We start from the raw sequence: 24180 nt of genomic DNA, 5'->3' as shown, positions 1-24180 counted from the left end.
CGGATGCCGAGGCATGCCCGCCCGCCCCGGCTCGTACACGAAAGGCCCCCATGTCCGGCACGAAGATCATTCCGATTCCGGTGCTCGGCAAGCACGCGGTCAACGCCTACCTACTGCTCGGCCGCCGCCCCGTCCTCGTCGACGCCGGTACGCCGGGCAGCGGACGCCTCATCCACGACCGGATCGCCGGTCACGGGGTGGACCCCGCCGACCTCGCCCTGATCGTCATCACCCATGGCCACATCGACCACTTCGGCTCCGCGGCGGAACTGCACCGCCTCACGGGCGCACCCGTCGCAGGCCACATCGCCGACCTCCGCCCCTTTCGCACCGGCCGGCCACTGATGCCGTACCTCCCCACGGGCCCCATGGGCCGCCTGATGAACAGGAACAAGAAGCTCCACCTCGCGGCGGACCCGTTCGAACCTGGAATGCTGCTCAGAGGCGAAACCGACCTGGCGGACTTCGGGCTGGCGGGACGGATCATGCCCACCCCCGGGCACACCGCGGGCTCCGTATCCGTTCTCACCGAGGACGGGGCCCTCGTCGCCGGCGACCTCGTGGCCAACTCCTTCATGGGCCTCATCCCCGGCAAACCGGCGAACCCGCCCTTCCACGACGACCCGCTGGGCAACCTCACGAGCCTGCGCGCCATGCTGGGGCTCAACCCCAGCCGCCTCCACGTCGGCCACGGCCCCTCCCTGGACCCCGAGCGGGTCCGCCGATGGGCGCGGCGGGAAGAGCGGCGGCTGACCCGCCTCCACTCCCGGGGGCGCCTTGGCAGCCGCACGAGGAGCTGACACAGGAGACCCGCGCACGGCTCGCTCCTGACCGCCGGCCCGCGACCTCACAAACCGCGACCGCACACCGGTCGAGCCCGGAAGCCGTCCAGCGCATCGGTCCACGGCACGCCCGTAGCCGGACCGGCGGCGTCAACGGGATCGAGGAGCGGGGGAAGTGATCAACCCGAGCGTCGCGGCCGTGCGGCACCTGTGCCGGGCGGGGTGGACGCGCGGATGACCGCCGCCGCGATCCGCTCATGGCTCCGGCCGTGAACGCTCGACAGGAGCTCGCCCTGATCAGGGCTGGCAATCCCGCCACGCCGCAGTTCGGTTCACCTCGGCGGATCCTCGCCCGTGAGTCCGTCGACGGACTCACGGATGAGGTCGGCGTGAACGGCGTGGCGGGCGTACTCCTCGATGAGGTCGAGGAGGATCCTGCGGAGGTTGGAACGCGCGCCGCTCCGGGTGGTGTAGGCGCCGAGTTGGTCCAGCCCGCCCGTAGTGAGCGCCTTGTCGACGATGGCGCGGGAGCGGTCGACCGCTTCCTGCCAGAGAGCGTGCAGTTGCTCAGGGGTGTCCTCGGCGGCAGAACGGTAGTCCCAGTCGGGGTTGTCGTCCCAGTCCAGGGTGTCCCAGGGAAGACCGACTGGGGAGCCGAGCCACAGCCGTGCGAAGTGGCTGTCCTCGGTGTGCGCCAGGCGCTTGAGGAGGCCGCCCAGAGTGACGGTGGACGGGCCGAGTGTGGCGCGGAGGACAGTTGCTGCCTCGGTGGCGGCAAGTGGAGGCTCCGGCCAGGCTTCGGTTCTGCTCTGAGTCATGATCGCCGACCCTGGCGAACGCAACTGACCGTGCACCCGACGGGGGAACGGCGACGAACCGATCGGCGATGCCACAAGAGCCGTCGGACAGGGTCTCTGCGCGCAGGGCCGCGCGTTCTCGTACCCCGCCGGCCACTACCAGCACCGTGACCAGCGGTCTGCGACAGCCCTCCTCTGGAACTCTCTCGGGTACAGCTCATATTCGTCACCGTCACCCTGAACCAGAGCTGGATCTGCTGGGACGTCCCGGACGGGGACGGTCGGGACGCACGCCCGTCCCAGCGGTACGCGATCGTCTACCCCTGCTCGGGCGTCTTGGCGGACCGGAACCGGCATCAGGCACCCGGAGCTCTCGCCGCGCTGCGCGAGGCACGCCGGGCCGATCGCCGGCGCGCGGGCCGTTCGGTCCTGTACTACCTCACCTCGGCGGGCCAGGTCCTGCTGGGAGCACAGGGGGCCGGGCTCGACGGCTGCTGACAGCCCGTCGGACCCAGGATCGTTCCGGGCGCGGGCTGGGCGAGGGCGCCGTAGGGGTTCAGCGGGCGGGAGTCTCCCGTACCGGATGCTTGCTCAGGATCGAGACCCTGTTGAACGCATTGATCGTGATGGCTGCCCAGATGGCGGCGGAGATCTCGTCGTCGTTCAGGACCTCGCGGGCCTGCGCGCATGCCCGCTCCTGGGCGAGGGCGTCGGCGGGGTGGGTGGTGGCCTCGGCGAGGGCGAGGGCGGCGCGCTCGCGGGCGGTGAAGAGCTCGGTGTCCCGCCAGGCGGCGAGCACGCCGAGGCGCCGGGTGGTCTCCCCGGCGCGCAACGCGGCCCGGGTGTGGACGTCGAGGCAGAAGGCGCAGCCGTTGAGCTGGGACACCCGGAGGTTGACCAACTCCAGCAGGATCCGGTCGAGTCCGGCTTCGGCAGCGGTCGCGCGGACGGCGTCGGCGGCCTTGACCAGCGCCTGGTAGGCGGCGGGGCTCTGCTGGTCGAGGTAGATCCGATCACCGGCCCGGTCGGCCGCCACGACCTGTACCGTCTCGCTCACGCCGCACTCCTTTTCACCTGTTGTCCCGGGTTGCCTTCGGAACTATGATCACCCACAATTGTTGAAAGTGAAACTATTTTGGCGGCGGAGAGGCTGGGAGATGGATCACACGGCGGCCGGTGACAGGGCGGTGGCGACCGAGGTCGAGGTCCTCGCCGCCCGGGACGTCCCCCTGGGAGGGCCACGGGCGATGACCGTACGGCGGACTCTGCCTCAGCGGGCCAGGACGCTCATCGGGGCCTGGTGCTTCGCCGACCACTACGGGCCCGACCGGGTCGCCGACTCCGGGGGCATGGACGTCGCACCCCACCCCCACACCGGACTCCAGACCGCCAGCTGGCTGTTCAGCGGCGAGATCGAGCACCGCGACAGCATGGGCACCCACGCCTTCGTGCGGCCCGGCGAGATCAACCTCATGACCGGGGGCCACGGCATCAGCCACACGGAGGTCTCCACCCCCGCCACCACCGTCCTCCACGGCGTCCAGCTCTGGGTGGCCCTGCCCGGCGAACACCGGCACGCACCGAGCGAGTTCCAGCACCACGCCCCCGGGCCGCTGCGGAGGGACGGCGCGGAACTCCGGGTCTTCCTGGGCACCCTCGCCGGCGACACCTCCCCCGTGCGCACCTTCACCCCGCTGCTCGGTGCCGAGGTCCTCATCGACGCCGGTGCCACCGTCACCCTCGACGTCGACCCCGGCTTCGAACACGGACTCCTCGTCGACGAGGGCGACGTCCGCCTCGACGGAACTCCCCTGCTTCCGGCGGAACTCGGCTACGCCGCCCCCGGGCGCACCACCCTCGCCCTCGCCAACGACTCCGATCGCCCGGCCCGGACGGTCCTCTTGGGCGGACCGCCCTTCGAGGAGGAGGTCGTCATGTGGTGGAACTTCATCGGCCGCAGCCACCAGGACATCGTCGAGGCGCGGGACCAGTGGGAGCGCGCCTCCGACCGCTTCGGCACCGTCGACGGCTACCCCGGTGAACGGCTGCCCGCCCCCGCCCTGCCCAATGCCGTCATCGCCCCCCGCAAGAACCCTTCCCCCCCCCCGCTGACCCCGTACCGACAGGACGCCTCCGCCATGACCGACCGGAACTCCACCGCCGCCCCTGTCGTCCGCCGCGTCGACGCCCGCCACCGCTACGAGATCCTCATCGACGGCGAGCGGGCAGGCCTGACCGCCTACCGCGACCGCGACGACCAGCGAGTGTTCTTCCACACCGAGATCGACGACGCCTACGCCGGCCGGGGACTCGCCGCGATCCTCGTCGAGCAGGCCCTGACCGACGTCCGCGCCTCCGCCCAGCGCATCGTGCCCGTCTGCCCCTACGTCGCCAAGTTCCTCACCAAGCACCAGGAGTTCGCCGACATCACCGACCCCGTCACCCCCGACGCCCTCACCTGGCTCGACGCCCAGCTGGGACGGTGAGCCCCCGCGGGAACACAGGGTGCGGGGTGCGGGGTGCGGTCGAGCGCGGTGTGTTCACAAGGAGTGGAGGCGACCGCGGCCGGCCGTGAGCGCTGCACCGTTGCTCCCGGCACCGCGAGGTGACCCTGCTGGTGGCCCGCCGCCTCGACCCCGGGCCGCGAAGCCGGCTTCGAGCGGTGGGGGAAGGGCACCCTCGAAACCGCGGCATCGCTCCCCGGCCGGCTGGGGTGCGGACTGTTCCGCCCCTCCGGCCTCCGAGTGGAAGGCCGTCACGGCCCGATGGGGGCCGATCGTCGACGAGCCCGACGAGTTCGACGGAGCCGCGGACGCCCGCGGCGGGAACTGCCGGGGGGCGGAGGCGGACTCCCGCGAACGTCAGAGGTGCACCCATCTCGGGTTCGTGAGGGCGGCTGGTGGTCCGGGCAGGGGCGGCATCTGGGCCGGTGTGGCGGGTACGAGGGGCCCGCTCCCCGAGTCCGGTCCTCGCCCACCGTCCCGTGTCAGCGCCCGCCCGGCCATCTCCGCGGCAGCGTCCACGACGACGGAGGGGGCGACCGGGCGGCGCCGTGCCACCGATCGACGCGCCCATGACCCCCGCGCACGCGCGACGCGGAGGGACGGCAGGCACGGCTGCCCCGGAAAGACCTGTACATCTCCTGGGCACATCCGACAACACAGAGGATTGCATACCCCTAGGGGTATTTTCGGAAGGTCGGAATTCCGACCCCGACTTCGCGCTCTGCGGAAAGGCCCTTACGATGCCGCTATGGATCAGCAGGCGAAGCGCGCGAGGACGCCCCTCGGGCTGCGCTCTTGCCTCCTGCTGGTCCTGGCCGTACTGACCGGCCTCGTGGCCATGCACGGCCTGGGGCCCGGCGCCGTGGCGGCTTCGGCCGCCCCACCCGGGTGCGCGGCCGCCCACGAGGCGGCCCCCACGCACGGCATCCCTGCCGCCGGCGGGCCCGTGAGGCATCACGACCCGGCTGTGCATGCCGGTGAGTCGACCGGCGACGGAAGCGGCGGGCACGCCCAGCACGCGGATGCGACCTGTGCTGCCGCGGGCACGGCGGGCGCCCCTACCCTTTCCTTCCCGGCCGCCGGGCCCGGCGGGGTCGCGGACGCGCCGGCCCTGGGGCCCGGGACCCACGCGAACGGTGCCGCCGGTGGACGCGCGCCGCCGTCACTGAGCGAACTGCAACTCCTGCGCATATAGGGCGGCCCCGAGCTCTCGGACCAGCCCACACCCCGGCACGCCCCTCCGCGCGTGCCTTCACCGCAGGAGTTGCACCACCATGACCACCAAGCGTTCCCTGACGCGCCGCGCCACCGCTGTGGCCGCGACCGCCACCGCCGCCCTCGTCCTCGCCGCCTGCGGTGGGAACGGCGACGACACCGGTTCCGCCCAGAACGGCAACAGCCCCGCTGCGCCGTCCGCGTCAGCGTCCGCCCCCGCGCAGCGGGGCGAGAACAACGCCGCCGACGTCGCGTTCGCCCAGGGGATGATCCCCCACCACCGCCAGGCCGTCGAGATGGCCGACCTCGCCGCGACCCGCGCCGAGGCGGCCGAGGTGAAGAAGCTGGCCGCCGAGATCAAGAAGGCCCAGGACCCGGAGATCAAGACCTTGTCCGGCTGGCTGACCTCCTGGGGCGAGCAGGTCCCTGCCGAAGGCGAGGGCCACGATGGGCACGACATGTCCGGCATGATGTCGGCCCAGGAGATGAAGCAGCTGGAGTCCTCGTCCGGCAAGGCGTTCGACACCGCCTTCCTCCAGATGATGGTCGAGCACCACGAGGGCGCAGTCGCCATGGCCAAGACCGAACAGTCCGACGGGAAGTACGGACCCGCCAAGGACATGGCCGGAGCGATCATCACCTCCCAGAGCGCGGAGATCGCCCAGATGAACACCCTCCTCGGCAACAAGAGCTGACCCGGTCCGGCACGTCTCGGTGCGGGCAGCCGGCATCGGCTGCCCGCACCCCGCCGAACAGCCTCTTCTCACACTGTCTGGACATCACCTATGACCATCCGCTTTCGCCTACCCGCGCTCGCGGCCGCCGCGACGGGCGTCGCCCTGCTTCTGACCGCCTGCTCCACCGCGGACCCCCGGCCCACCGCGACCAGGGCCGGCGATCCCGACCCCGGAACGGGGCACCTCCACGGTCTCGGCGTGGACCCCGTCGACGGCAGCCTCTACGCCGCCGGACACCTGGGCGTCTTCCGCCTCAGCCCCACCGGCGCCGTACGGATCGCCGACCGCTACCAGGACACGATGGGGTTCACCGTCGTCGGCCCGCGTACCTTCCTCGCCAGCGGCCACCCCTCCCCCACCGACCCCGCCGCCACCTCGCCGCATCTGGGGCTGATCCGCAGCACCGACGCCGGGCAGACCTGGACCACCGTCTCCGCCGGCGGAGAGGCCGACTTCCACTCCCTCCAGCAGGCAGGCTCGATGCTCTACGGTCTCGACAGCCAGACCTCCCGTATCTGGGCCAGCGAGGACGGCGGCACGACCTGGGACCGGCGCGCGAAGCTCCCAGCCGGTGACCTGGCCGCCCACGCGGCGGCGCCCCAGGAGGTGTGGGCGACCACCCGCGAGGGCCTGCTCCACAGCACGGACGGCGGCACCACCTTCGAGCCGGTCCCAGGAGCACCGGCCCTGACAGCCGTGGAACGGCCCGCCCCGGACCAGTTGATCGCCCTCGCTGCCGACGGCACGGTCGTGGCCAGTGGCGATGGCAGCTCCTGGACCGAACGCGGCCACCTCCCGGGCGGTGTACGGCCCGCCGTACTCAACGCGGCAAGCCCCACCCACCTGCTGGCCGCCGACACGAACGACGCCGTCTACGAGTCCAAGGACGGCGGACGCACGTGGACCGCCGTGCACCGGCCGGACCACGCGGGGACGAGCCACTGAGCTGCCCAAAGTCAGCTGCAAGATCACCCATCGGAGTGAGGACGGAGCCTCCCGGGGCCGCCCGGTAGGGCGCCACGGGGCCGTGGATAGGATCGCGACGTGAACACCGCCCGGCCCCGTACCTCCGCGCTGCGGACCCGCATCCTCGCGGGCCCGCAGCGCGTGCTGCTGGTGGCCCTGCTCGTGTTCGCCTTCCTCTACTCGCACGGAGTGAGCCCGGACGGCGTGCGCGGCCACACCGACACGGCCGCCGGCGTCATCACCCCCACTGCCGATCCGGTGCTCGCCGAAGGCGCCCCGGACGACCGTCACGGCGGCGGGCACGGAGCCTCCCACGCCGCGGAGGAGTGCGCCACCAGCCAGCCGCAGCAGCCGCCGACGCTGAGCCCTCCCCCCGAGCACGCCCTGCTGCGGATCCTGCCCTCGGTGCTCGGCGCGTCCCAGGACCGGTATCCGGGCACGGCTCCTGCCCCGGGCTGCTCGCGCCCGCCGGGCACAACAGCGATCCTGCGCATCTAGACCACTCCCGCTCCCGGCGCCTCCGTAGGCCGTCGGTGAGCCGATGCTGCCCACACGCACGTCACTCTGCCCGTCCCGAACAGGGGCCGGGCCGGTGCAGCCTGCCCTCCGGTGGCCGCTCCTGCCCCTACCACTGCGACGCGACCGTCGCCGATTCGGCCTGGGCTGCACCCGTACACCTGCAAGGAGTTCCCATGACACCCGCCCAGCTCGCCGACGGCGCCCCCGCCGCGGCCGTCCCCACCCCCCGGTCGGCCGGCCGCACCGAGATCCGCGAAGCCCGCTCCCGCCGAAAGAGGCTCCTGGCCCGCTACCTCGGATACGTCGGCTACTTCGTCGGCGCCGGCCTGATCAGCGGTGCCGTCGTCCACCATCCACTGGATCCCGCCCGCTACACCCGCATCGCCCTGTACGGCGTCCTGGTATTCCTCGCCGCGACAGCCCTCAACGAGTTCCTGCTCACCCGTCGCAAGCCGACGTTCCGGCAGGTGGCGGGCATCATGGTCGCCTCCTTGCTGCTCTCCTTCGGCATCGGCATGCTCAGCGGCGGCCTTCAGCACTTCGAGGACTTCCCCACCCGCGCCGCCACCCTCGTCCCCGTCGGCATCCTGCTCTCCTTCATCGCCTTCGTGATCAAGGACGAGGACGCCTCATGGCGGCGGATCTTCGGGCTGACGGGGCTCGCCGTCCTCCTCACGGCCGTCGCCGCCTTCACCGGCCTGCGCTACGTCGCGTCCTCCATGGCTCCGGAATCGGCCGGGCACAGCCACGGGACCGGCGCCGATGAGAGCGAGACCCACGACGAGGAGCCGACCGTGACCAGCAGCGGGCAGCCCGCCCCGCAGTCCGAGCCGGCAACCCCGGCCCGCAGCGCTCCTGCCACTTCGTCGGTCGGGCAGTCACGCGACGACGGGCACGCGCACGGGCACTGACCCCGAGGTCACGCCGTCGTCGGCGGCTGCTGCCCGGCGCCACCCAGCAGCACGGCCAGCAGCCGCCCGACGACCGTTTCCGGCTCCTCCCCGCTGCCGGGAACGCGTGTCATCAGCAGGTGGTGCATCGTGCCGACCAGCGCCAGCGCGATGGTGGGAGTGTCGGCGTCCGGTGCGATCCGGCCACCATGCTGCTCCGCCTGCAGGTACGCGACGAAGGCGTGCTGGATTGCGTCGAAAGCAGGTGCTCCGGCCCGAAAGCCTTCCCGGGTCCGGAGTGCCGCCGCCGGCCGCGTGAGCGCCAGGCCCACCACCGCCGGAGGTAGCGCATCGAGCAGGGCGAGAACGACGCTCCGGAGGTTCTCCGCGACCGTGGCCTGCCCCACCTTCTCGTCCAGCGCCCCGGCTTGTCGGGCGCTGCGCGCGAACCGGTCCAGGACCAACTCGGCGACGAACTCGTCCAGTCCTGCGAAGTGCGCGTGCAGGACGCCCTTGCCGCAGTCCGCTTCCACGGTGACGGACCGGCTCGTGAGGCCCGCTGCGCCGTCCCGCGCCACCACACGCTCCGCCGCCGCGAACAACCGCTCGCGCAGGTCTGGAATCGCCACTCCACGAGGTGACACAACAACCCCTCCCATCAAGCCCGTTGCAAGTACGGGCGATCGCCCATACTGTTTGGGCACTTGCCCATACTAGGTCGGGACGCCACGCTGCGCCCCGGCGGGACGGAGTTCACCCATGGGTCGATTCGCCAACACCGCACAGGCCGAGGCGTGGAACGGCTACGAGGGCGAGCAGTGGGCCCGCAGCCAGGAGCGTTGGGACGCCGTCAACAACGGCTTCAACCAGCCCCTCCTGGACGCCGCGGCCATCACGACAGGCGATCACGTGCTGGACATCGGCTGCGGGGCCGGGCGCAGCACCCGCCTCGCGGCCCGACGCGCCGCCCGGGGCCGCGCGCTCGGCCTGGACCTGTCCGGCCCCATGCTGGAGAGGGCCCGCGAGAGCGCCCGGCGCGAAGGCGTGGAGAACGTCTCCTTCGTTCAAGGCGACGCCCAGGTGCACCCCTTCGACGCCGAGGGCTTCGACGCGGTCATCAGCCGGTACGGCATGACGTTCTTCGCCGACCCGGTCACCGCGTTCGCCAACCTCCACCGCGCGCTGCGGCCCGAGGGCCGGCTGGCCTTCGTCTGCGCCGCCGAAGCCGAGGCCAACGAGTGGCTCCAGGCACTGGCCTCGCTGGAGGGCCTCCTCCCGCTCGGCGGCTTCGGCAGGCCCGGCCGGCCCGGCATGTTCTCACTCACCGACCCCGACCGCATCCGCACCCTGGTCACCGCGGGCGGATTCGCCGGAGTCGACGTGCAGCGGATCGAGGTGCCGGGCAACTGGGGCACCACCGCGACCGATGCCGCGGCGTTCCTGCTGGACTCCGGCCCAGGACGCCACCTGCTCAGCCAGGTTCCCCCACCGCAGCAGGCGGAGGCGCGCCAGGCACTGGCGGACACCCTGCGCCCCCACGAGGAGGACGGGGCGGTGTGGCTGCGCAGCAGTTCCTGGCTGGTCACCGCCACACCCAGCGGGGTCGGACGAAGCTGACATCCGCCCCTACCGGGCAGTTGCCGTTCAGGAGTGGACCATGCGGACGATGGCCCGGGAGGCGGCTCCGACGACCCGATCGCGTCGGGGACGCAGGAGTGGAGCTGGACCTCCAGCACGCTGAGCCCGAAGGGTCACGGGCCCCAGGGGTGGCACCGACCCGGGAATCACCGGCGGCAGCCCGCAGCGGCTCGGGGGCGCGGGCGGTGACGACACCTTCGTCCGCGGCCTCCGCCTTCCCGGTGACGCGGTTGACACGCGACGCACGGCGTGTCCGTCTCCACGGCCTCGCCCTCACAGGACGACTCCCGCCGCATGCGGGACCTGAGGAGTCCACGGGGGACCGGCCTGGGGGCATATCGGGGCAGCCGATATGCCCCCAGGCCGCAGACGGCTCCGCCGCCTCGCGCTCCCGGAGGAGCATCAGGTGAGGCAGAACTCGTTGCCCTCGATGTCCTGCATCGTGATGCAGGACTCGTTGACGCCATCGGCGCGCTGCGTCAGCACGTGTTGCGCGCCGAGCGCCATCAGCCGCCCGCATTCGGCCTCAAGTGTGGCCAGGCGCTCCTCACCCACGAGCCCGACGCCGACCCGCACATCGAGATGCACCCGGTTCTTGCCGACCTTGCCCTCGGGAACTCGCTGGAAGAGCAACCGCGGGCCCGCACCCGAGGGATCAGTGCACGCGAAGTAGACCTCGTCCTCTGGCGGCAGCGTGTGGTGGTACTCCTCCCACGTGCCAAAGCCCTCCGGGACCGCCGGTACGACGTACCCCAGCACCTCGCACCAGAAGGCGGCGAGGCGCGCAGGCTCCGCACAGTCGAAGGTCACTTGGAACTGTTTGATCATTGACATCGGCGCACGATAACAGGGGCCCTGCTCATCTCCCCACGTCGGGAGGTCCACGGTGGGCGAAGAAGGCCTCCACACCCGCAACCGCATCCTTGCCGCACCAAACCCTGGCCGTGGACCTAGGCCCACCCGACCATCATCCCCCTCCTGAACGGCATCACGACGGATCAGGGGCTGGCGCGGCGCTCCCGGTCAACGGGCGCCGAGACAGGCGCTGCCTGTCGATCCGACCTCGCGAGTCGGTCTCCCCACCGTCCGGGGAGACCAACGGCGGTCAGGACGCGCCGACCACGACGATGTGCGCAGAGGCGTCCGTGAACACGCCCTGCTCGTCCGCCAGGCGGGCGGTGGCCACCGCGTCCGCAACCAAGGCCTGCGCGGCCTCCTGCGAGGAGCATTCGCCGCATCGGGCGCGGCCAGACGTGTCCAGCGGGTTCGGCCAGCTGGCAGCAGTTCTTCCGCTCCGTCTTCGACAGTGCCCGAGCAGAAGGAGGATCGGCTGGCTCTTCAACTACCGCCGGATCACCGTCCGGTACGAGCGAAAGAGCTCCCGCTTCCTCGCCTTCCTCGGCCTCGCCGCAGCCCTGACCTGCTACAAGAAGCTCGCGAAACTCGCCACGTGAGACATGCTCTTCACGACCGCTCGTCAGGGCCTGCTTGAACTGGCCTGCAGCGTCCTACGCCTCCGCCGCCGAACCTCGATCTGAAACGATCAGTAAGACTCGGCACTCCCGAGGGTGTGGGTGATCACCGATCCCGTACGCTGGGCGCCTTTGAAGTGCGGCGAGGGGTGGGGACCACATGTCGACGGGTACGGGCGCGGGCGCTGATGGGGAGGCTGTGGCGGACGTGGTTCCCGCGCGCCGCCTCGGGCGCCGCAGGCGGAAGTGGGTGGCCGCCGTGGTGGGCACGCTGGTGGTCGTGGGCGGTGCCGGTGCCATCGCCGGCGGCATCCTCTCCGACATGGGTCTGCTGCCCGGTGACTCGATGGAGCTTGCCTGGCAGGCCCCGGTCGACCGTAGTGCTGCCGCGTACGGCAACGGCGACTGGCTCGTGGGCGACACCGTCGTCCGTAGCAGGTATGACGCTGTCACCGCCTTCGACGCCGGATCGGGGCAGCGGCGCTGGGAGTACGCCGTACCGGGCCGGGATGAGATCTGCGCCGTCAGCAAGGCGGCCGACGGCTCCGTCGCCCTGCTCGCCCATGGCGAGAGGGGAAAGGCGGATGCCGACGATGAGGCCGAACAAAACGGGGGGTGCGCCACCGTCAGCGCCCTCGACCTCTCCAATGGCCGGGAACTGTGGCACACCCGCCGCGCGCCCGGGAGCGGTGAGCTGACCGCCGAGGTTGATCTCATCGCGACCGGCGGCGGTCTCGCCGTTCTGCGTGACGTGGACGACGACTGGCGGTACGAGCCGTCTGAGTATCGCCGTGTGCTGCGCGGTGACCAGGCTCTGCGCGCCTTCGACCTGCGGACCGGCGTCCCGCGTTGGAAGGCTGCGGTTGCCGAGGGATGCGTCCCGCACCGCGTCGCCGCCGCTGCGCGGCAGGTCGTCGCTGTCCTTGTCTGTGGGCGCACGGAACTCAGGCTTGCCGCTTTCGACCCGGCTGACGGGAAGGAGCGGTGGATGGTGCCCCTGGACCGGCGTTCGGTCGACCTGGGGGCCGATGTGACGTTCGTCGCCGCCGACCCGCCGGTCGTACGGGTCGCGGCGGTACAGACAGGCGGGCTGCGGGCTTACCTCGCGTTCAGCCCCGACGGTCGTCCCGGGGGGCGCGTCGAGTTCGACGGCGACGCCGGGAAGATCCTCCAGTACGAGCCGGCACGGGTGACTGTGGACGACGGACGGCTCTATGCCGTCACCGAGGTCCGGTGCGGGAAGAGCGGGTGCGATCAGGTCGTCGCCTTCGATCTGGCCGGTGGCCATGAACTGTGGCGCACAGTCCTGCACCACCAGGACGAGGGGCTCGCGCTGCGGGCCGTCGGTGACCGGGTGACGGTCCTGGTCGACCGTGGCCTCAAGCAGTCGAGGAAAGAGGGACTGTACGTCTTCGACGCCGCCACCGGAGAGAAGAAGGACCGGCGCAGCTACTCGCAGGACGTCGACCACGACAAGCCCGTCGCCGACCTGATCGTCCACGACGACCTGGTCATCGCCGTCCAGTCGGGCGACGGAGTGCGTCCCTTCGCGGCCTACCGCCCCTGGTGACCCGAAGCCCGACCCCCTCCCCTCCCACGCCCAGCCCCGGCCGGGGACCTCGCCTCGGCCGCGTGCCGGCCCGCTCGAAATGCGGGGCTGCGCCCGCACTGGGGCGGGGGCGGGTCGGACGTGACTGCGGAGAGCCAACCGCCACTTCGCTGGCGGCTTCGGGCGTACCGGGCCTGGACAGCCCGCCCGCCCCTGGACCTGGCTGGTTACCGGACGGTTTCTCCCTCACGTCGACCGCCCGCAGGTCAGGTGCCGCAGGGGTGGCGGGGTGCCCCTTTCTCTTTGGTCACCATGGATGGGCGCTGTTTCCGTGGCCGTTGAGAGGCGGTCTAACGTGGTGGCTCGGCCATCCGACCGTGCTCGTGAGATCGTCCGTCATGGCTGTGGATCTTGCGCGGGAAGCGCCGGTGGCGGACCGGAAGGTTGTCACGGCGATGGTCTACGTGCTGAACAGCGGTTGCGTCTGACGCTGCCTGCCGCCGACGTTCGGCACCTCGCCCGCCACCGCGCATCACCGGTTCACGACGTGGACCAAGGCCGGTCTGTGGCGGCAACTGCACCGGGCGGTGTTGGACGAATTCGGTGCCACGGGCGAGCTGGATTGGACCTCAGCGATTCTCGACACCGCATCCGTCTACGCGAAGTACGCGGCGACCAGGAGCACGCGGTCCTCCAACGGCAGGCTCCAGGGCCGGCCTGTGCGTACCGGGTCCACACCCTCACGCCGCAGAGCGGTGATCAGCTTGCCGAACTGGCGCGGGCTCAGCCCGGACGCGTGGATGGTCCCGCCGTCCCACCCGCGGGGATGGTCCCCCGATTGTCAGGAACCGATCGCGCCTGGGTCGCCTCCACCGCCGTCGGCTCCCCGCGCGCGGCGATGGCCCCTCGCCAAGCTGGTCGAGTTCCACGAGCACAGGCCTCCAGGTCCACCTCTCGGTCGAGACCGGACCAGCGAGGCTGTTGTCACCTGTCCACAAGGGACTGGAACGCGCCCACGCACGCACCCCAGTGACGGATGGCAGCCCTTGGCTGCTCCGCCGACAAAATCTCAGGCTCCGACGCCGCAATGACAGATCCCGCCGACCGCTGCGGACACGGGGACTGGGTGCGACCCGCGAGCAGATCTAACTACTCGTCAGCAAAGTCAGCAAAAGGTCAGCCTTCGTCTGAGCAAAGTTGATTACAGCCTGCTACAGATAAAACTCGGCCACCGGCACCGGCGACTGTCTGAACATGCCCGGGAGCTTCTCGTCCAACAGGAGAAGCGGAGGGCTGGGCGCGAAAGCCACCCCCAGCCTTCAACCGCGTAAAATAGCAGGTCAACGAACCCTTCCCCTGGGCTTCAGGTGGGTAGGAGGCAGTTCCGGGGACGGAATCGGAGGGCCGTCGTAGCCCTTCACCTCACCGAATCGGGACCCGTTCATCCAGTCTTCGCGGGCCTGCGCGATCTCCTCGTGGGACCGTCCGATCCAGTTCCAGAACATCACGATCTCCTCCTCGAACGGCTCGCCGCCCAGGAGCATCAGGCCCGCGTCCGAGGCCGCGCGCAAGGGGAGTTCCGTGCGGCCGCAGCCGAGGTAGAGCATCGAGCCCGGGAGCACCGGGACGCCGTCCACGTGGGCTTCGCCTGACATCGACAGGACGGTGTACTCGAAGTCCGGGTCGAGGGGGAGGCGGGTCTCGGCGCCCGCCGTCAGGGTCAGGTCCGCGCCCACGATCGGGGTGTACGCCGTGCCGGGTGAGGTCGCCGTGTCCAGGGTGCCGAGGATGACGGTCGCCGTCAGGCCCGGGGCCGTCACCCGGGGCAGGTCCGCGTGGTGCTGGAAGTGCGGTTCCACGTTGCGGTGGGCATCGGGCAGGGCCACCCACAGCTGGGCGCCGTGCAGGAAGCGGGCGTGCGGGCGCGGGCTCTCCTCGGAGTGGCTGATGCCCCGGCCGGAGGTCATCAGGCCGAGCTCGCGCGGGCGGATCGTCTCCAGGCTGCCGACGCTGTCGCGGTGCAGTACCTCGCCCTCGTGGAGCCAGCTGACCGTCTGGAGTCCGGCGTGCGGATGCGGCGCCACCTGCATGCCGGGCTCGTCGGCGATGTCGTCCGGACCGTAGTGGTCCACGAAGCACCAGGCGCCCACCATGCGGCGGCCCAGGTTGGGCAGGAGTCGGCGGACTTCGGTGGACTCACCGAGCTTGACCGTGCGCGGGCTGAGGAGCTCGCGCACCGGTTCGGCCACGACGAAGCCGCGGCCGCCGCAGGCGGAGAGAGCGGGCTGGCGATCGAGATTGCTCATGGGCACAACCTAGCTCCGAGGGGCGGGGGTGTTGAGTGGAATGCTCCGGCCGTCGGCCGTGTTGCAGGCAGCGGACGAACCACCCGAACGGCGGAAGGAACGCGATGAAGGCGCCGACGGAGTACTACGAGCACGGGACGGCAGCCGAGCGCTGGGCGCGCGCCCAGCTCTTCTTCGACGCCCGGGAATACGCGACGGCCGCCCGGATCCTGGAGCCGCTGGCGGACGAGGCTCCCGAGCAGCTTGCTCCCCGGCTGCTGCTGGCCCGGGCCTTCTACCACTCCGCCCAGCTCTCCCGCGCCGAGCGCGAGCTGCGTGCCGTGCTGGAGCGCTGGCCCGTGGAGGACTACGCCCGGCTCATGCTCGGCCGCACCCTGGAACGCCTGGGCAGGACCGGCGAGGCCCGCCCCCACCTGCGGATGGCCGCCGCGATGGCCGGCGAGTTCCCCGAGTAGGGCTGGCTCCCCCGGGAGGGCGGGTTCCCGGAGCAGGGCAGGCTATCCGGGCTCCGCGGGCGTCCCGGGCGTCCCGGGCGTCCCGCCGCCGCGGCCGCCCGGCCCGTGTGTGCGGGGCCGGGCGGCCGTCTCGGTTAGCCTGGGGGCACGATGAACCGTCTGACCACGCCTTTCGGCTCCTACGAGCTCACCCGCTTCCCCGAGGACCCGCGCGACCGGCTCCGCGCCTGGGACGCCGCCGACGAATACCTGCTGCGCCACCTCGACTCCGGTACGGGGGAACGCGGTCCGGTGGACTTGGCCGGGGCCGGGCAGATCACCATCCTCGGCGACCGCTGGGGGGCGCTGACCACGGCACTGGCCGCGTACCGCCCGACGCAGATCACGGACTCCTACCTCTCCCGGGCCGGTACCGCGGCGAACCTGGACCGGGCCGGGATCGGCACCGCCAAGTCCACGGTGCGGCTGCTGACCACGCAGGACCCGCCGCCCGAGCGGATCGACGTACTCCTCGTCCGGGTGCCCAAGAGCCTGGCGCTGCTGGAGGACCAGCTGTACCGGCTGGCGCCGCACGTGCACGCGGGCACCGTCGTCGTGGGCACCGGCATGGTCAAGGAGATCCACACCTCCACGCTGAACCTCTTCGAGAAGATCCTCGGCCCGACCAGGACCTCGCTCGCCGAGAAGAAGGCCCGCCTGATCTTCTGCACCCCCGGCGCCGCCGCGACGCGGGGCGACGACCCGTGGCCGGTGACGTACCAGCTGGACGGCGACGCGGGCTCCGGCGCCGGGCTGACCGCCGTGAACCATGCCGGGATCTTCTGCGCGGACCGGCTCGACGTCGGGACGCGCTTCTTCCTGCAGAGCATCCCGACCAACACCAACGGCGCCCGGGTCGTGGACCTGGGCTGCGGCAACGGCATCGTCGGCACCGCCGTCGCCGTGGCGGACCCGCGCGCGGAGGTCGTGTTCACCGACGAGTCGTACCAGGCGGTGGCCTCGGCGAAGGCCACGTTCCGGGCCAATGTGCACCGCGAGCGTGAGCGGGCCGACTTCCTCGTGGGCGACGGCGTGGCCATGCTGGACCCGGGCTCGGTCGACCTGATCCTGTGCAACCCGCCCTTCCACTCCCACCAGGCCACGACCGACGCGACGGCGCTGCGCATGTTCGCCCAGTCCCGCAAGGTGCTGCGGCCGCACGGCGAGCTGTGGGTCGTCGCCAACCGGCACATGGGCTACCACACCCACCTGCGCCGGCTCTTCGGCAACAGCGAAGTCGTGGCGAGCGAGCCGAGGTTCGTGGTGCTGCGGGCGGTCAAGCAGGATCGTCGACGCCCTGTGTGACCTGCCGGTACGCCCTACACTCTGGCGCGTGAACAGCCAGGTGGGGGATGGAAGCGGTGGCGGGCGCTACCGCCGGGAGGACGTGGCGCGGGCAGCCGGCGTCAAGGTGCGCAACCTGCGCTACTACCAGGAGCGCGGGCTGCTCCCGCCGCCGCGCCGGGAGGGCCGGATCGCCTGGTACTCCGACGACCACCTGACCCGGCTGCGCCTGATCAGCGACCTGCTGGGACGCGGCTACACGGTCAACGGCATCGCGGAGCTGCTGAAGGCGTGGGAGGACGGCGGCGGCCTGTCACAACTGCTGGGCCTGGAGCGGGAGATGACCCGCGACTGGGTGCAGGAGGAACCGGTGACGATGAGCCGGGCCGAACTGCGCGAGCTGTTCGGCCCGACGGCCACCGCCGAGGACACCCGGCGGGCCGCGGAGCTCGGCTACGTCACCGTCGACGGGGACCTGATCACGTACCCGAGCCGGCGGCTGCTGGAGGCGACACTGGCGCTGGTGCGGCAGGGGGTGCCGCTGACGGAGATCCTGGACGCGGGCGAGTTCGTCCAGGCGCAGGCGGCCGCCCTCGCGGACCGGTTCGTCGGACTGTTCCGGCGGCACGTGATCGGCCCGGAGGGACTGGAGCCGTTTTCGGCCGCCCGGCTCCAGCACGTCACGGCGGCCGTGACGGCTCTGCGGCCGGTGGCGGGCGAGGTCGTGGCCACGGAGTTCTCCCGGGCGATGGCCCGGCGGGTGGACGCGGAGGTCGCCGAACTGCTGCGTACGGAGCAGTAGGAGTCGACTCAAAGGGTGCGCTCGCACAACCTTGCCAACCACCATTGGCACTCTTACATTCAACTCGTCGGTAACAACGGTGCACAGCCGAAATAAGGGACGATCTCATGACCGATTCCTCCCATTTATCCGACGATCACAGCGATTCCGGCCGGGTCCGCTGGCGCCGGTTCGCCGTCCTGACCGTCCCCGCCGCCGCGGTGACCGCGGGCCTCGGCATCGCCCTCGCCCAGGGCGCGTTGGCCGCCTCGTTCGCCGTGTCGGGACAGCAGTTCAAGGTGTCGGCGAGCAGCCTGGAGGGCGAGGGATTCGCCCAGTACGGCAGCGTCGACGTCAATGCCCGTGACGAACTCATCCCGGTGGCCGTGACCGCCATCCGGGAAGCGAAGCTCAACAACCTCTGCCAGTCCGTGGTCACCACGCTCCCGGTGATCGGAGACATCTCGCTCAACCTCACGGCGGGCCGGAAGACTCCGGTGGAGGCGAGCAACCTCTTCGTCGACGCGACCCAGCTCGCCGGTGACGCCGTCTTCAGCAACATCGAGATCGGGCGGGACGCCTCCACCCTCGACAAGGGACCGGCCGACGCGCAGGGCATGCAGGACCTCTTCGCCCAACAGGCCGACACGGTCCGCATCACCGGTCTCCAGCAGACGGCGTGGGCGACGAACGCCGGCACCTTCAAGCTCTCCGGCCTCAGCATGAACGTCAGCAAGGGCAAGAAGGAATGCTTCTGAGCCGCCGTCAGCGGTGGCGCCGGTGGCGACGCGGCAGGCCGTTCTGGGGCGGGCTGTTCGCGATTCTGGCCGGGGCGTGGATCTGCGTCCTTCCGCTGGCACCGTTGAAGATCATGCTCCAGCAGGGGGTTGCGGGGATCCCGTCCGTCCTGATGGGCATCGTGATGGTGGTGCTCGGCCTCACCGCCTGGTTCTCGCCGCCCCAGCGCGCCCTCGCGGGTGTCCTCACCACCCTGATCGCCACCGCCGCCCTGGTCCTGTCGAACCTGGGCGGGTTCCTGATCGGCACGCTCCTCGGCATCCTCGGCGGCGGCCTGATGTTCGCCTGGCAGCCGTACGCCGTCCAGCGCGCCGGGGGCGCGGCGCGGTCGGCGGATCCGGGCCGGGCCCCGGACCGTTCACCGCTCCCGGCCCCGGAGCAGGCCCCGACCACGGAGCAGGCCCCGCTCGCCTCCCCTGCCACACCTCCGGCCCCGCCTCGGAGCGCACCCCCTCCCCCGCCCCGCACCCCGCACCCCGATCCCCAAGGAGCACAGCCATGAGCCGCACGCGCACCGCGCTCGCCCTCGGGACGGCCGCCACCGGAGCCTTGGCGCTCGCCTCCGTCACCGCCTCCGCCGCCCCCACTCCCGCCCCCGCCCCCGCTCCCGTGGCCGTGGCCGGGTCGACCACGGTGACCCCGGCCGGCCACGACTTCAAGGCCGTCCTCAGCGGGAAGGCCACCCTCAAGGCCGGTTCGGTGACGGTGACCTGCACGGTCTCCGTCTCCACCGGCACGGTGCCGGCCGCCCCCGGCAACAGCAACCCGGCCGGGGCGGTGTCCTCGCCGATCTCGCCTCCGACGTACGGCTCCTGCACCTCCAGCATGCCCGGGGTGACCCCGACGGTCACCACCAGCGGTGCCTGGACGGTGTCCATGCAGGACGGCTCACCGATCACCGCCACCATGACCGTTCCGACCGGCGGACTGGTCCTCAGGACGACCGGGCTCGCCTCCTGTACGGTCACGGCGGCTCCCACGGCCGCGGCCAGCGTCGCCGGCACCTGGGCCAACGGCAGCCCGTCGAGCCTGACCTTCACCCATGCCTCCGTGCCGGTCAAGGTCACCGGCGGGTTCGGCTGCCCGACGAGCGCGACCGCCTCTGTCTTCAACGCGGTCTACAAGGTCTCCGACGTCACCGACCCGACCCAGGGGATCACCGTCAGCCCCTGATCCGACCGCTACGACGGCAGGCGGGTCCAGACCGGGCCGGCCCGGTCGGCTCCGGGCCCGGTCGGCTCCTACGTTGACCCCGCCTGCCGTTCGGCGCTTCCGGGGCGGTGGCCGTGCCGCGAAACCGCATCACCGGACCGTGCGGACCGCGGGCGGGACGACGGCATGCCGCAGAGCACCGCCCCGCCGGCCGCAGCGCGCTCGGACCGCCACGGCGTCCACGGCCTCTTCTCCGGCGCCCGCCCGGCCACGATCCCCGGCCAGGCCGCCCGGTCGCCCCGGGCCTGCTGACGCGGGCCCGCGAGGCCCCCGGCTACCGACGGTCCACGACCACCCTGTAGTGGGTCGTCAGCCCGCCGTCGTCACCCAGCACGTGGAAGGCGACCAGCACCGGGGTTCCCCGTGGGGTGTCTGCCAGGACGCGGTCCAGCCAGGCCAGCGTCGACTCCGCCAGGAAGCCGTGGTGCGCGCCCGGGACGGAGGAGTCGCAGGCGGCGAGCACAAATCGGTCGCCGCGCAGCACTTGGTCGACGGGCAGCGCGGACGGAGCCTCCTCCCCGAGCAGTCCCCGACGGAATGCGGCGCGCTCGTCGTGGTTGCCGGGACAGATCACCAGGGGGTGTCGCGAGCGCAGCAGTTTGGCGGCCTCCTCGTACTCCGCTTCCTCCCCGTGGTCGGCTATGTCCCCGCTCACCAGTACGGCGTCCAGGTCGTGGGGCAGGCCGTCGAGGTACTCCATGACGGGGCGGGTGCGGTCGGCCGCTCGCCGGTCGCCGTCGAGGTGGACGTCGCTGAGGTGGGCGATCACGATCACGTGCGGTGCCTCCTGGGTCCCCGGCCGGTGCATGTGGTCGACCGTTCAACGGTGCGGACCGGCCCCGTCGTTCCCCACCCTCCTTGTGGCGCCGCCCCAGCCGGGGCGGCGCGCCCTCCGGGTGTGGCGTACCAGCCCCCAGCCGGCCGCGGCGAGCGCGAGCGCACCGCCGGCGAGCGGGGCCACGGCCGTCCCGGTGGAGGCGAGCGCACCGCCTGCGGAGGTGGCGCCCGTACCACCGCCCGTACCACCGCCCGTAGCACCGTCCGTACCGCCGCCCGGGGTGCCGGACGCGCCGCCGACCGAGGCCGCGGCCGTACCGCTCGTACCGGCCGTGTCTGCCGTACCGACCCCGCCGATGGCGGACTCCGAGCCGCCGGGTCCTGCCGGCGTCGCCGAGCCGTCGGTGCCGCCCGCCGCGTCCCCGGTCGCGGGCGCGGTGCCGCCGCCCGTCGTGGTGTCCGCGCCGGTGACGGTGAGCGTGGCCGGGGCGGTGCGGCTGACGCCCGCGTCGTTGGCGAACTCCGCGCGGTGGCGGCGGCCGTCGTCGGCTGCGGCGGCCCTGAAGGAGTACCGGGTGGACGTCGCTCCCGGCACGGCCTGCCAGGTCCGGCCCCCGTCCGTGCTGGTCTGCCAGACGACGGCCGGGGCCGGGGTCCCCTCGGCCTGGGCGGTGAGTGTGACCTCGGTCCCCGCTGCGACGGTCCGGTCCTCGGGGCTCCGGGTGACCCTGGGTGGCGTCGAGCGGTCCAGCCGGGTGATCCGTCCGGCGGCCGGGTCCGACACGAACACGGTGGCGGCGCCGGGCCGGACAGCGACGGCCGCACTGCCCAACTGGACGTGGTTCCCCGGCAGTGCGACGGTGCCCGTGGCCCGGCCGGGGTCCCGGGTGCGGTGGACGGTGAGCGCGCCGTCGCCGTCGCTGCCCGGCTGGGAGGCATCCCCGGTGTCCTGCCACACCACGAAGGCCTCGTGTGTGACGGCGTCGAAGCCAGCCGCCCGGGGCACGTCGGCGCCGGCGCCCTCGACGGTGCCGATCCGCTCTCCGGCCGCGTCGTGGACGACGACGGAGGTGTCCAGTCCGACCCATACGGCGCCGGTCTCGGGGTCGACCTCGATGAAGCCCCCGAAGCCGTCGCCCGCAGGGAGTGCGACGGTCGCCGCGACCGTGAAGGCGGCGACGTCCACGCGGTACATCCGGCGGTTGCCGAAGTCGGCGAACCATACGGTGCCGCGCGCCCGGTCGTACGCGAACCGCTCGCCGCCCTCCAGGGTGAGGGAGCGTTTGACGGCCGCCGTGGCGATGTCGACCTCCGACAGTACGGGGCCCTGCGCCACCAGCACCGTCGAGGACACGGGCCCCGGGGCGGCGTCCGTGACGGGTCTGCCCGGCACCCATGCCCCCGCCGCGGCGGCGTCCCCGTCCTGGGCCGTGCCGATGCCGCGCAGCGGGTAGACGAAGACCGCGCCGTCACCGGGCAGCGGTACGACGAGCTGCCGGACGGACCGCCGGCCGAGGGTGCCGGTGGGGCCCGGGGCCCGGCCGACCGTGCTGAGGACGGTGCCGTCGGCGGGTTCCAGAACGTGCAGGCCGCTCTCGTCGACCTCGGCGGTCTCGGGCAGGTCGTCCGAACCGGCGTACAGTTTCTTCGAGTCGGGGTGCAGGAGCAGGTCACGAACCCGGCCGGCCGTTGTGAACTGTGCGGTGGTCCGGTACACGACGGTGCCCGCCGGCGCCCCGTCCCCCTCACCCCCGGCCGCCGGGACGGGGCCGCCGGCGGCGGCGGCCGGGGCGAGCAGGAGCACGAGCACGAGCGCCGCGGATACGGTGCCGGCGCGGCCGGGGGTGAGGGGGTGTCGGGGTGTCACGGCTTCCTCGTCGACGGGCGGGCCGGGGTGCGGCGGACCGGGGAACGGCCTGAACAGGGCGTGCAGTCGCGTCAGTTGAAGGACATCCGGACGTGGACGTCGTACCTGCGGTTCGAGGAGTCGAAGTGGTCGGCGCGCGTGACGACGGCGCATTCGACCGTCTCGCCGCAGATCCGGCCGCCGCCCAGGTCGGCCTTGACGTGGAGGGTGACGCTGAAGGAGCCGCCCGGACCGTACGTGGAGGTGTTGGCGAGGGTGCCACCGAAGGTGTCGTTGACCCAGTGCGAGGCGCCGGTGGTGCCGGACTGGTCCGAACCGCCCAGACAGGGGGTGGGCTTGCTCGCGCCCTGCGCGCCGTTCACCGCGCAGAGCCCGACGTATATGCCCTTGCCGGTGTTAAAACCGCTGCCGGTGACGGTGACGTTCTGCCCGGCCGCGGCGGCGGAGGACGGCGCCGTGACGCTGAGGCGGTAGGTGGCCGAACCGTCGGTGACCGTGCGCGTCGCGGTGGCGGCCGCGGCGGAACCGGCCGCGCCGACGGCGAGGGCGACGGCGGCGGAGGCGGCGACGGCCGCGCGGGCGGCGGTGCGGGGCAGGGAGGCGGCGTAGGCAGCGCGCATCGTGGGAGCACCTTCCAAACAGAGGAACCAGCGTAACTAAGGTGAGGCTAACCTAATTTCGATCACCCGTGTACTGCTGGTTCGCGCCACGTGACGGCCCGTCGGAACCGATGACGGGCCTGCCCGGCCAATCCTCCCGATGGCGGCCTTCCTGATGCGGGCGGGCCCGCCCGCAGGCAACACTGGGGGCATGGCGAACAAGGCAGCCCTGGAGGGCGGCCCGGACGACCTGCTGGACCGGGTCGTCGAGGCAGCCCCTCCCGGAGAAGACCTGAAAATTGCGCACCGCGGCGGCTACGAGCACTTCAGGATCACCTCGCGTACGCAGGAAGGCCCCGCGGGACCGATCCCGGTCTACGAGTGGTGGGAACGCACGGAGATCGCCGAATAAGACCGAAAACCGCGCCCCGGACACCCGGGGCACGGCAGGGACCTCACCGCACTAGGGTCTGTTGCGAAAGTGGATCTTGTTCGTTCATGATCACGTCTTGTGGGACGTGGAGATCTGACGAATGGCCAGTGGGCCCGGCTTGAGCCGTTGCTGCCGCAGGGCATCAAGCCGGGCCGGCCGCAGGTGTGGACGCGGCGGCAGCTGATAGACGGCATACGGTGGCGGACCCGCACCGGCGCCCCGTGGCGTGACGTGCCCGAGCGCTATGGCCCCTGGGATCGGGTCTACGACCTGTTCCGACGCTGGCAGCGGGACGGAACCTGGGCCGCGATCCTGACCCGGCTCCAGGCCGAGGCGGACGCGAAGGGCCTGATCACCTGGGAGGTCAACGTCGACTCCACCGTCTGCCGGGCCCACCAGCACGCCGCCGGGGCGGCGAAAAGGGGGATCTCCAAAAGGAGCCGCCCGGTGGTGTCTTCGTCGAGTCGGCCGACCACGGCCTCGGGCGGTCCCGGGGCGGCCTGACCAGTAAGATCCACCTCGCCGTCGAGCAAGGGCAGAAGCCCCTGTCTGTGGTGATC

The 24180-nt window shown here is 72.0% G+C and carries 28 protein-coding genes and 2 pseudogenes; 21 read left to right on the top strand and 9 right to left on the bottom strand.

Translation table 11 applies throughout. The features are described from left to right. Positions 1–50: 50 nt before the first annotated feature. Positions 51–800 (top strand): MBL fold metallo-hydrolase, encoded by a 750-nt coding sequence (locus tag ACFW2G_RS05530; RefSeq protein ID WP_384581472.1) that lies wholly within the window; start codon positions 51–53, stop codon positions 798–800. Between the two features lie 314 nt (positions 801–1114). Here ACFW2G_RS05530 and ACFW2G_RS05525 read toward each other — a convergent pair whose 3' ends face one another. Next, positions 1115–1600, bottom strand: coding sequence for a DUF664 domain-containing protein (locus tag ACFW2G_RS05525; RefSeq protein WP_384581474.1), 486 nt, complete (start codon positions 1598–1600; stop codon positions 1115–1117). A gap of 315 nt (positions 1601–1915) precedes the next feature. Here ACFW2G_RS05525 and ACFW2G_RS05520 point away from each other — a divergent pair, with 315 nt between their 5' ends. Then, entirely contained in the window at positions 1916–2077 is a 162-nt protein-coding gene (locus tag ACFW2G_RS05520) for a hypothetical protein (protein ID WP_384445073.1), read from the top strand. A 58-nt stretch (positions 2078–2135) separates the two neighbouring features. Here the strand turns inward: ACFW2G_RS05520 and ACFW2G_RS05515 are convergent, their stop codons facing one another. Further along, positions 2136–2636: a carboxymuconolactone decarboxylase family protein gene (locus tag ACFW2G_RS05515; protein ID WP_384445075.1), complete on the bottom strand. Its 501-nt coding sequence runs from the start codon at positions 2634–2636 to the stop codon at positions 2136–2138. 100 nt (positions 2637–2736) lie between these two features. Between ACFW2G_RS05515 and ACFW2G_RS05510 the strand changes: the two are divergent. From ACFW2G_RS05510 to ACFW2G_RS05480, 7 genes and pseudogenes are all read left to right on the top strand, one after another. After that, positions 2737–3681: pseudogene (locus ACFW2G_RS05510) on the top strand (pirin family protein); the annotation flags it as partial. 36 nt (positions 3682–3717) lie between these two features. Further along, a complete protein-coding gene (locus ACFW2G_RS05505; protein WP_384581501.1) occupies positions 3718–4065 on the top strand; it encodes a GNAT family N-acetyltransferase in 348 nt (115 codons plus the stop codon). Between the two features lie 766 nt (positions 4066–4831). Next, a complete protein-coding gene (locus tag ACFW2G_RS05500; protein WP_384445077.1) occupies positions 4832–5278 on the top strand; it encodes a DUF6153 family protein in 447 nt (148 codons plus the stop codon). Between the two features lie 79 nt (positions 5279–5357). Beyond that, on the top strand, positions 5358–5993 hold the full coding sequence (locus ACFW2G_RS05495) for a DUF305 domain-containing protein (RefSeq protein WP_384581476.1): 636 nt from the start codon (positions 5358–5360) through the stop codon (positions 5991–5993). A gap of 90 nt (positions 5994–6083) precedes the next feature. Continuing rightward, complete coding sequence (locus ACFW2G_RS05490; protein ID WP_384445081.1) at positions 6084–6980, top strand: F510_1955 family glycosylhydrolase; 897 nt, start codon at positions 6084–6086, stop codon at positions 6978–6980. Between the two features lie 99 nt (positions 6981–7079). After that, positions 7080–7499, top strand: a complete 420-nt coding sequence (locus ACFW2G_RS05485) for a hypothetical protein (protein ID WP_384581478.1) — start codon at positions 7080–7082, stop codon at positions 7497–7499. Between the two features lie 194 nt (positions 7500–7693). Next, positions 7694–8431 carry a hypothetical protein gene (locus tag ACFW2G_RS05480; protein ID WP_384581480.1) on the top strand — a complete coding sequence of 246 codons (738 nt, stop codon included), beginning with the start codon at positions 7694–7696 and terminating at the stop codon, positions 8429–8431. Positions 8432–8439: 8 nt separating this feature from the next. Here the strand turns inward: ACFW2G_RS05480 and ACFW2G_RS05475 are convergent, their stop codons facing one another. Continuing rightward, complete coding sequence (locus tag ACFW2G_RS05475; RefSeq protein WP_384445087.1) at positions 8440–9054, bottom strand: TetR/AcrR family transcriptional regulator; 615 nt, start codon at positions 9052–9054, stop codon at positions 8440–8442. Positions 9055–9169: 115 nt separating this feature from the next. Between ACFW2G_RS05475 and ACFW2G_RS05470 the strand changes: the two genes are divergently transcribed. Beyond that, positions 9170–10027, top strand: a complete 858-nt coding sequence (locus ACFW2G_RS05470; RefSeq protein WP_384581482.1) for a class I SAM-dependent methyltransferase — start codon at positions 9170–9172, stop codon at positions 10025–10027. Positions 10028–10450: 423 nt separating this feature from the next. On the opposite strand, the gene ACFW2G_RS05465 is transcribed toward ACFW2G_RS05470, so the two are convergent. Next, positions 10451–10882 (bottom strand): VOC family protein, encoded by a 432-nt coding sequence (locus ACFW2G_RS05465; protein WP_384445091.1) that lies wholly within the window; start codon positions 10880–10882, stop codon positions 10451–10453. 419 nt (positions 10883–11301) lie between these two features. Here ACFW2G_RS05465 and ACFW2G_RS05460 point away from each other — a divergent pair, with 419 nt between their 5' ends. Together ACFW2G_RS05460 and ACFW2G_RS05455 are read left to right on the top strand one after the other, a co-directional pair. Next, on the top strand, positions 11302–11502 hold the full coding sequence (locus ACFW2G_RS05460) for a hypothetical protein (protein ID WP_384445093.1): 201 nt from the start codon (positions 11302–11304) through the stop codon (positions 11500–11502). A 178-nt stretch (positions 11503–11680) separates the two neighbouring features. Then, the gene (locus ACFW2G_RS05455; protein WP_384581484.1) at positions 11681–13090 is read left to right on the top strand and encodes a PQQ-binding-like beta-propeller repeat protein; all 1410 of its coding nucleotides are present in this window, start codon (positions 11681–11683) and stop codon (positions 13088–13090) included. 640 nt (positions 13091–13730) lie between these two features. On the opposite strand, the pseudogene ACFW2G_RS05450 reads toward ACFW2G_RS05455, so the two are convergent. Together ACFW2G_RS05450 and ACFW2G_RS05445 are read right to left on the bottom strand one after the other, a co-directional pair. After that, a pseudogene (locus ACFW2G_RS05450) lies at positions 13731–13871 on the bottom strand (IS5/IS1182 family transposase); the annotation flags it as partial. A 538-nt stretch (positions 13872–14409) separates the two neighbouring features. Next, positions 14410–15375: a pirin family protein gene (locus ACFW2G_RS05445; protein ID WP_384445097.1), complete on the bottom strand. Its 966-nt coding sequence runs from the start codon at positions 15373–15375 to the stop codon at positions 14410–14412. Between the two features lie 104 nt (positions 15376–15479). Here ACFW2G_RS05445 and ACFW2G_RS05440 point away from each other — a divergent pair, with 104 nt between their 5' ends. The 7 genes from ACFW2G_RS05440 (at position 15480) to ACFW2G_RS05410 (ending at position 20196) form a co-directional block, all read left to right on the top strand. Then, positions 15480–15830, top strand: coding sequence for a tetratricopeptide repeat protein (locus ACFW2G_RS05440; RefSeq protein WP_037916592.1), 351 nt, complete (start codon positions 15480–15482; stop codon positions 15828–15830). 159 nt (positions 15831–15989) lie between these two features. Then, positions 15990–17174, top strand: coding sequence for a methyltransferase (locus ACFW2G_RS05435; protein ID WP_384581503.1), 1185 nt, complete (start codon positions 15990–15992; stop codon positions 17172–17174). Positions 17175–17202: 28 nt separating this feature from the next. Further along, a complete protein-coding gene (locus tag ACFW2G_RS05430; RefSeq protein WP_384581486.1) occupies positions 17203–17955 on the top strand; it encodes a MerR family transcriptional regulator in 753 nt (250 codons plus the stop codon). 107 nt (positions 17956–18062) lie between these two features. Beyond that, a complete protein-coding gene (locus ACFW2G_RS05425) occupies positions 18063–18692 on the top strand; it encodes a DUF6230 family protein (protein ID WP_384581488.1) in 630 nt (209 codons plus the stop codon). Beyond that, positions 18683–19234, top strand: coding sequence for a DUF6114 domain-containing protein (locus tag ACFW2G_RS05420; protein WP_384445104.1), 552 nt, complete (start codon positions 18683–18685; stop codon positions 19232–19234). Before ACFW2G_RS05425 ends, ACFW2G_RS05420 begins: the two co-directional genes overlap by 10 nt. Next, positions 19231–19905, top strand: coding sequence for a hypothetical protein (locus tag ACFW2G_RS05415; protein WP_384445106.1), 675 nt, complete (start codon positions 19231–19233; stop codon positions 19903–19905). Before ACFW2G_RS05420 ends, ACFW2G_RS05415 begins: the two co-directional genes overlap by 4 nt. A gap of 165 nt (positions 19906–20070) precedes the next feature. Continuing rightward, positions 20071–20196 carry a hypothetical protein gene (locus ACFW2G_RS05410; RefSeq protein WP_384445108.1) on the top strand — a complete coding sequence of 42 codons (126 nt, stop codon included), beginning with the start codon at positions 20071–20073 and terminating at the stop codon, positions 20194–20196. A gap of 22 nt (positions 20197–20218) precedes the next feature. On the opposite strand, the gene ACFW2G_RS05405 is transcribed toward ACFW2G_RS05410, so the two are convergent. The 3 genes from ACFW2G_RS05405 to ACFW2G_RS05395 form a co-directional block, all read right to left on the bottom strand. After that, positions 20219–20719: a metallophosphoesterase gene (locus ACFW2G_RS05405; protein ID WP_384445110.1), complete on the bottom strand. Its 501-nt coding sequence runs from the start codon at positions 20717–20719 to the stop codon at positions 20219–20221. A gap of 45 nt (positions 20720–20764) precedes the next feature. Next, complete coding sequence (locus ACFW2G_RS05400; RefSeq protein WP_384581492.1) at positions 20765–22588, bottom strand: hypothetical protein; 1824 nt, start codon at positions 22586–22588, stop codon at positions 20765–20767. A gap of 71 nt (positions 22589–22659) precedes the next feature. Then, positions 22660–23208 (bottom strand): hypothetical protein, encoded by a 549-nt coding sequence (locus tag ACFW2G_RS05395; RefSeq protein ID WP_384581494.1) that lies wholly within the window; start codon positions 23206–23208, stop codon positions 22660–22662. Between the two features lie 190 nt (positions 23209–23398). Between ACFW2G_RS05395 and ACFW2G_RS05390 the strand changes: the two genes are divergently transcribed. Beyond that, positions 23399–23599: a DUF5988 family protein gene (locus ACFW2G_RS05390; RefSeq protein WP_037918149.1), complete on the top strand. Its 201-nt coding sequence runs from the start codon at positions 23399–23401 to the stop codon at positions 23597–23599. 99 nt (positions 23600–23698) lie between these two features. Beyond that, a complete protein-coding gene (locus ACFW2G_RS05385) occupies positions 23699–24124 on the top strand; it encodes an IS5 family transposase (protein ID WP_384581496.1) in 426 nt (141 codons plus the stop codon). Positions 24125–24180 lie beyond the last annotated feature (56 nt).

Origin of the sequence: Streptomyces sp. NPDC058880, from assembly GCF_042742535.1 — a bacterium.
GTDB lineage: Bacteria > Actinomycetota > Actinomycetes > Streptomycetales > Streptomycetaceae > Streptomyces.
The sequence above is the reverse complement of the archived record's forward strand: the minus strand, read 5'-3'. Positions and strand labels throughout refer to the sequence as shown.

What these genes read in the sequence shown, in the direction of transcription:
- ACFW2G_RS05530 (WP_384581472.1), top strand. Translation starts at nt 51, where the DNA reads ATGTCCGGCACGAAGATCATTCCGATTCCGGTGCTCGGCAAGCACGCG.
- ACFW2G_RS05525 (WP_384581474.1), bottom strand. Translation starts at nt 1,600, where the DNA reads ATGACTCAGAGCAGAACCGAAGCCTGGCCGGAGCCTCCACTTGCCGCC.
- ACFW2G_RS05505 (WP_384581501.1), top strand. Translation starts at nt 3,718, where the DNA reads ATGACCGACCGGAACTCCACCGCCGCCCCTGTCGTCCGCCGCGTCGAC.
- ACFW2G_RS05500 (WP_384445077.1), top strand. Translation starts at nt 4,832, where the DNA reads ATGGATCAGCAGGCGAAGCGCGCGAGGACGCCCCTCGGGCTGCGCTCT.
- ACFW2G_RS05495 (WP_384581476.1), top strand. Translation starts at nt 5,358, where the DNA reads ATGACCACCAAGCGTTCCCTGACGCGCCGCGCCACCGCTGTGGCCGCG.
- ACFW2G_RS05490 (WP_384445081.1), top strand. Translation starts at nt 6,084, where the DNA reads ATGACCATCCGCTTTCGCCTACCCGCGCTCGCGGCCGCCGCGACGGGC.
- ACFW2G_RS05480 (WP_384581480.1), top strand. Translation starts at nt 7,694, where the DNA reads ATGACACCCGCCCAGCTCGCCGACGGCGCCCCCGCCGCGGCCGTCCCC.
- ACFW2G_RS05470 (WP_384581482.1), top strand. Translation starts at nt 9,170, where the DNA reads ATGGGTCGATTCGCCAACACCGCACAGGCCGAGGCGTGGAACGGCTAC.
- ACFW2G_RS05465 (WP_384445091.1), bottom strand. Translation starts at nt 10,882, where the DNA reads ATGTCAATGATCAAACAGTTCCAAGTGACCTTCGACTGTGCGGAGCCT.
- ACFW2G_RS05455 (WP_384581484.1), top strand. Translation starts at nt 11,681, where the DNA reads ATGTCGACGGGTACGGGCGCGGGCGCTGATGGGGAGGCTGTGGCGGAC.
- ACFW2G_RS05445 (WP_384445097.1), bottom strand. Translation starts at nt 15,375, where the DNA reads ATGAGCAATCTCGATCGCCAGCCCGCTCTCTCCGCCTGCGGCGGCCGC.
- ACFW2G_RS05440 (WP_037916592.1), top strand. Translation starts at nt 15,480, where the DNA reads ATGAAGGCGCCGACGGAGTACTACGAGCACGGGACGGCAGCCGAGCGC.
- ACFW2G_RS05425 (WP_384581488.1), top strand. Translation starts at nt 18,063, where the DNA reads ATGACCGATTCCTCCCATTTATCCGACGATCACAGCGATTCCGGCCGG.
- ACFW2G_RS05420 (WP_384445104.1), top strand. Translation starts at nt 18,683, where the DNA reads ATGCTTCTGAGCCGCCGTCAGCGGTGGCGCCGGTGGCGACGCGGCAGG.
- ACFW2G_RS05415 (WP_384445106.1), top strand. Translation starts at nt 19,231, where the DNA reads ATGAGCCGCACGCGCACCGCGCTCGCCCTCGGGACGGCCGCCACCGGA.
- ACFW2G_RS05410 (WP_384445108.1), top strand. Translation starts at nt 20,071, where the DNA reads ATGCCGCAGAGCACCGCCCCGCCGGCCGCAGCGCGCTCGGACCGCCAC.
- ACFW2G_RS05395 (WP_384581494.1), bottom strand. Translation starts at nt 23,208, where the DNA reads ATGCGCGCTGCCTACGCCGCCTCCCTGCCCCGCACCGCCGCCCGCGCG.
- ACFW2G_RS05390 (WP_037918149.1), top strand. Translation starts at nt 23,399, where the DNA reads ATGGCGAACAAGGCAGCCCTGGAGGGCGGCCCGGACGACCTGCTGGAC.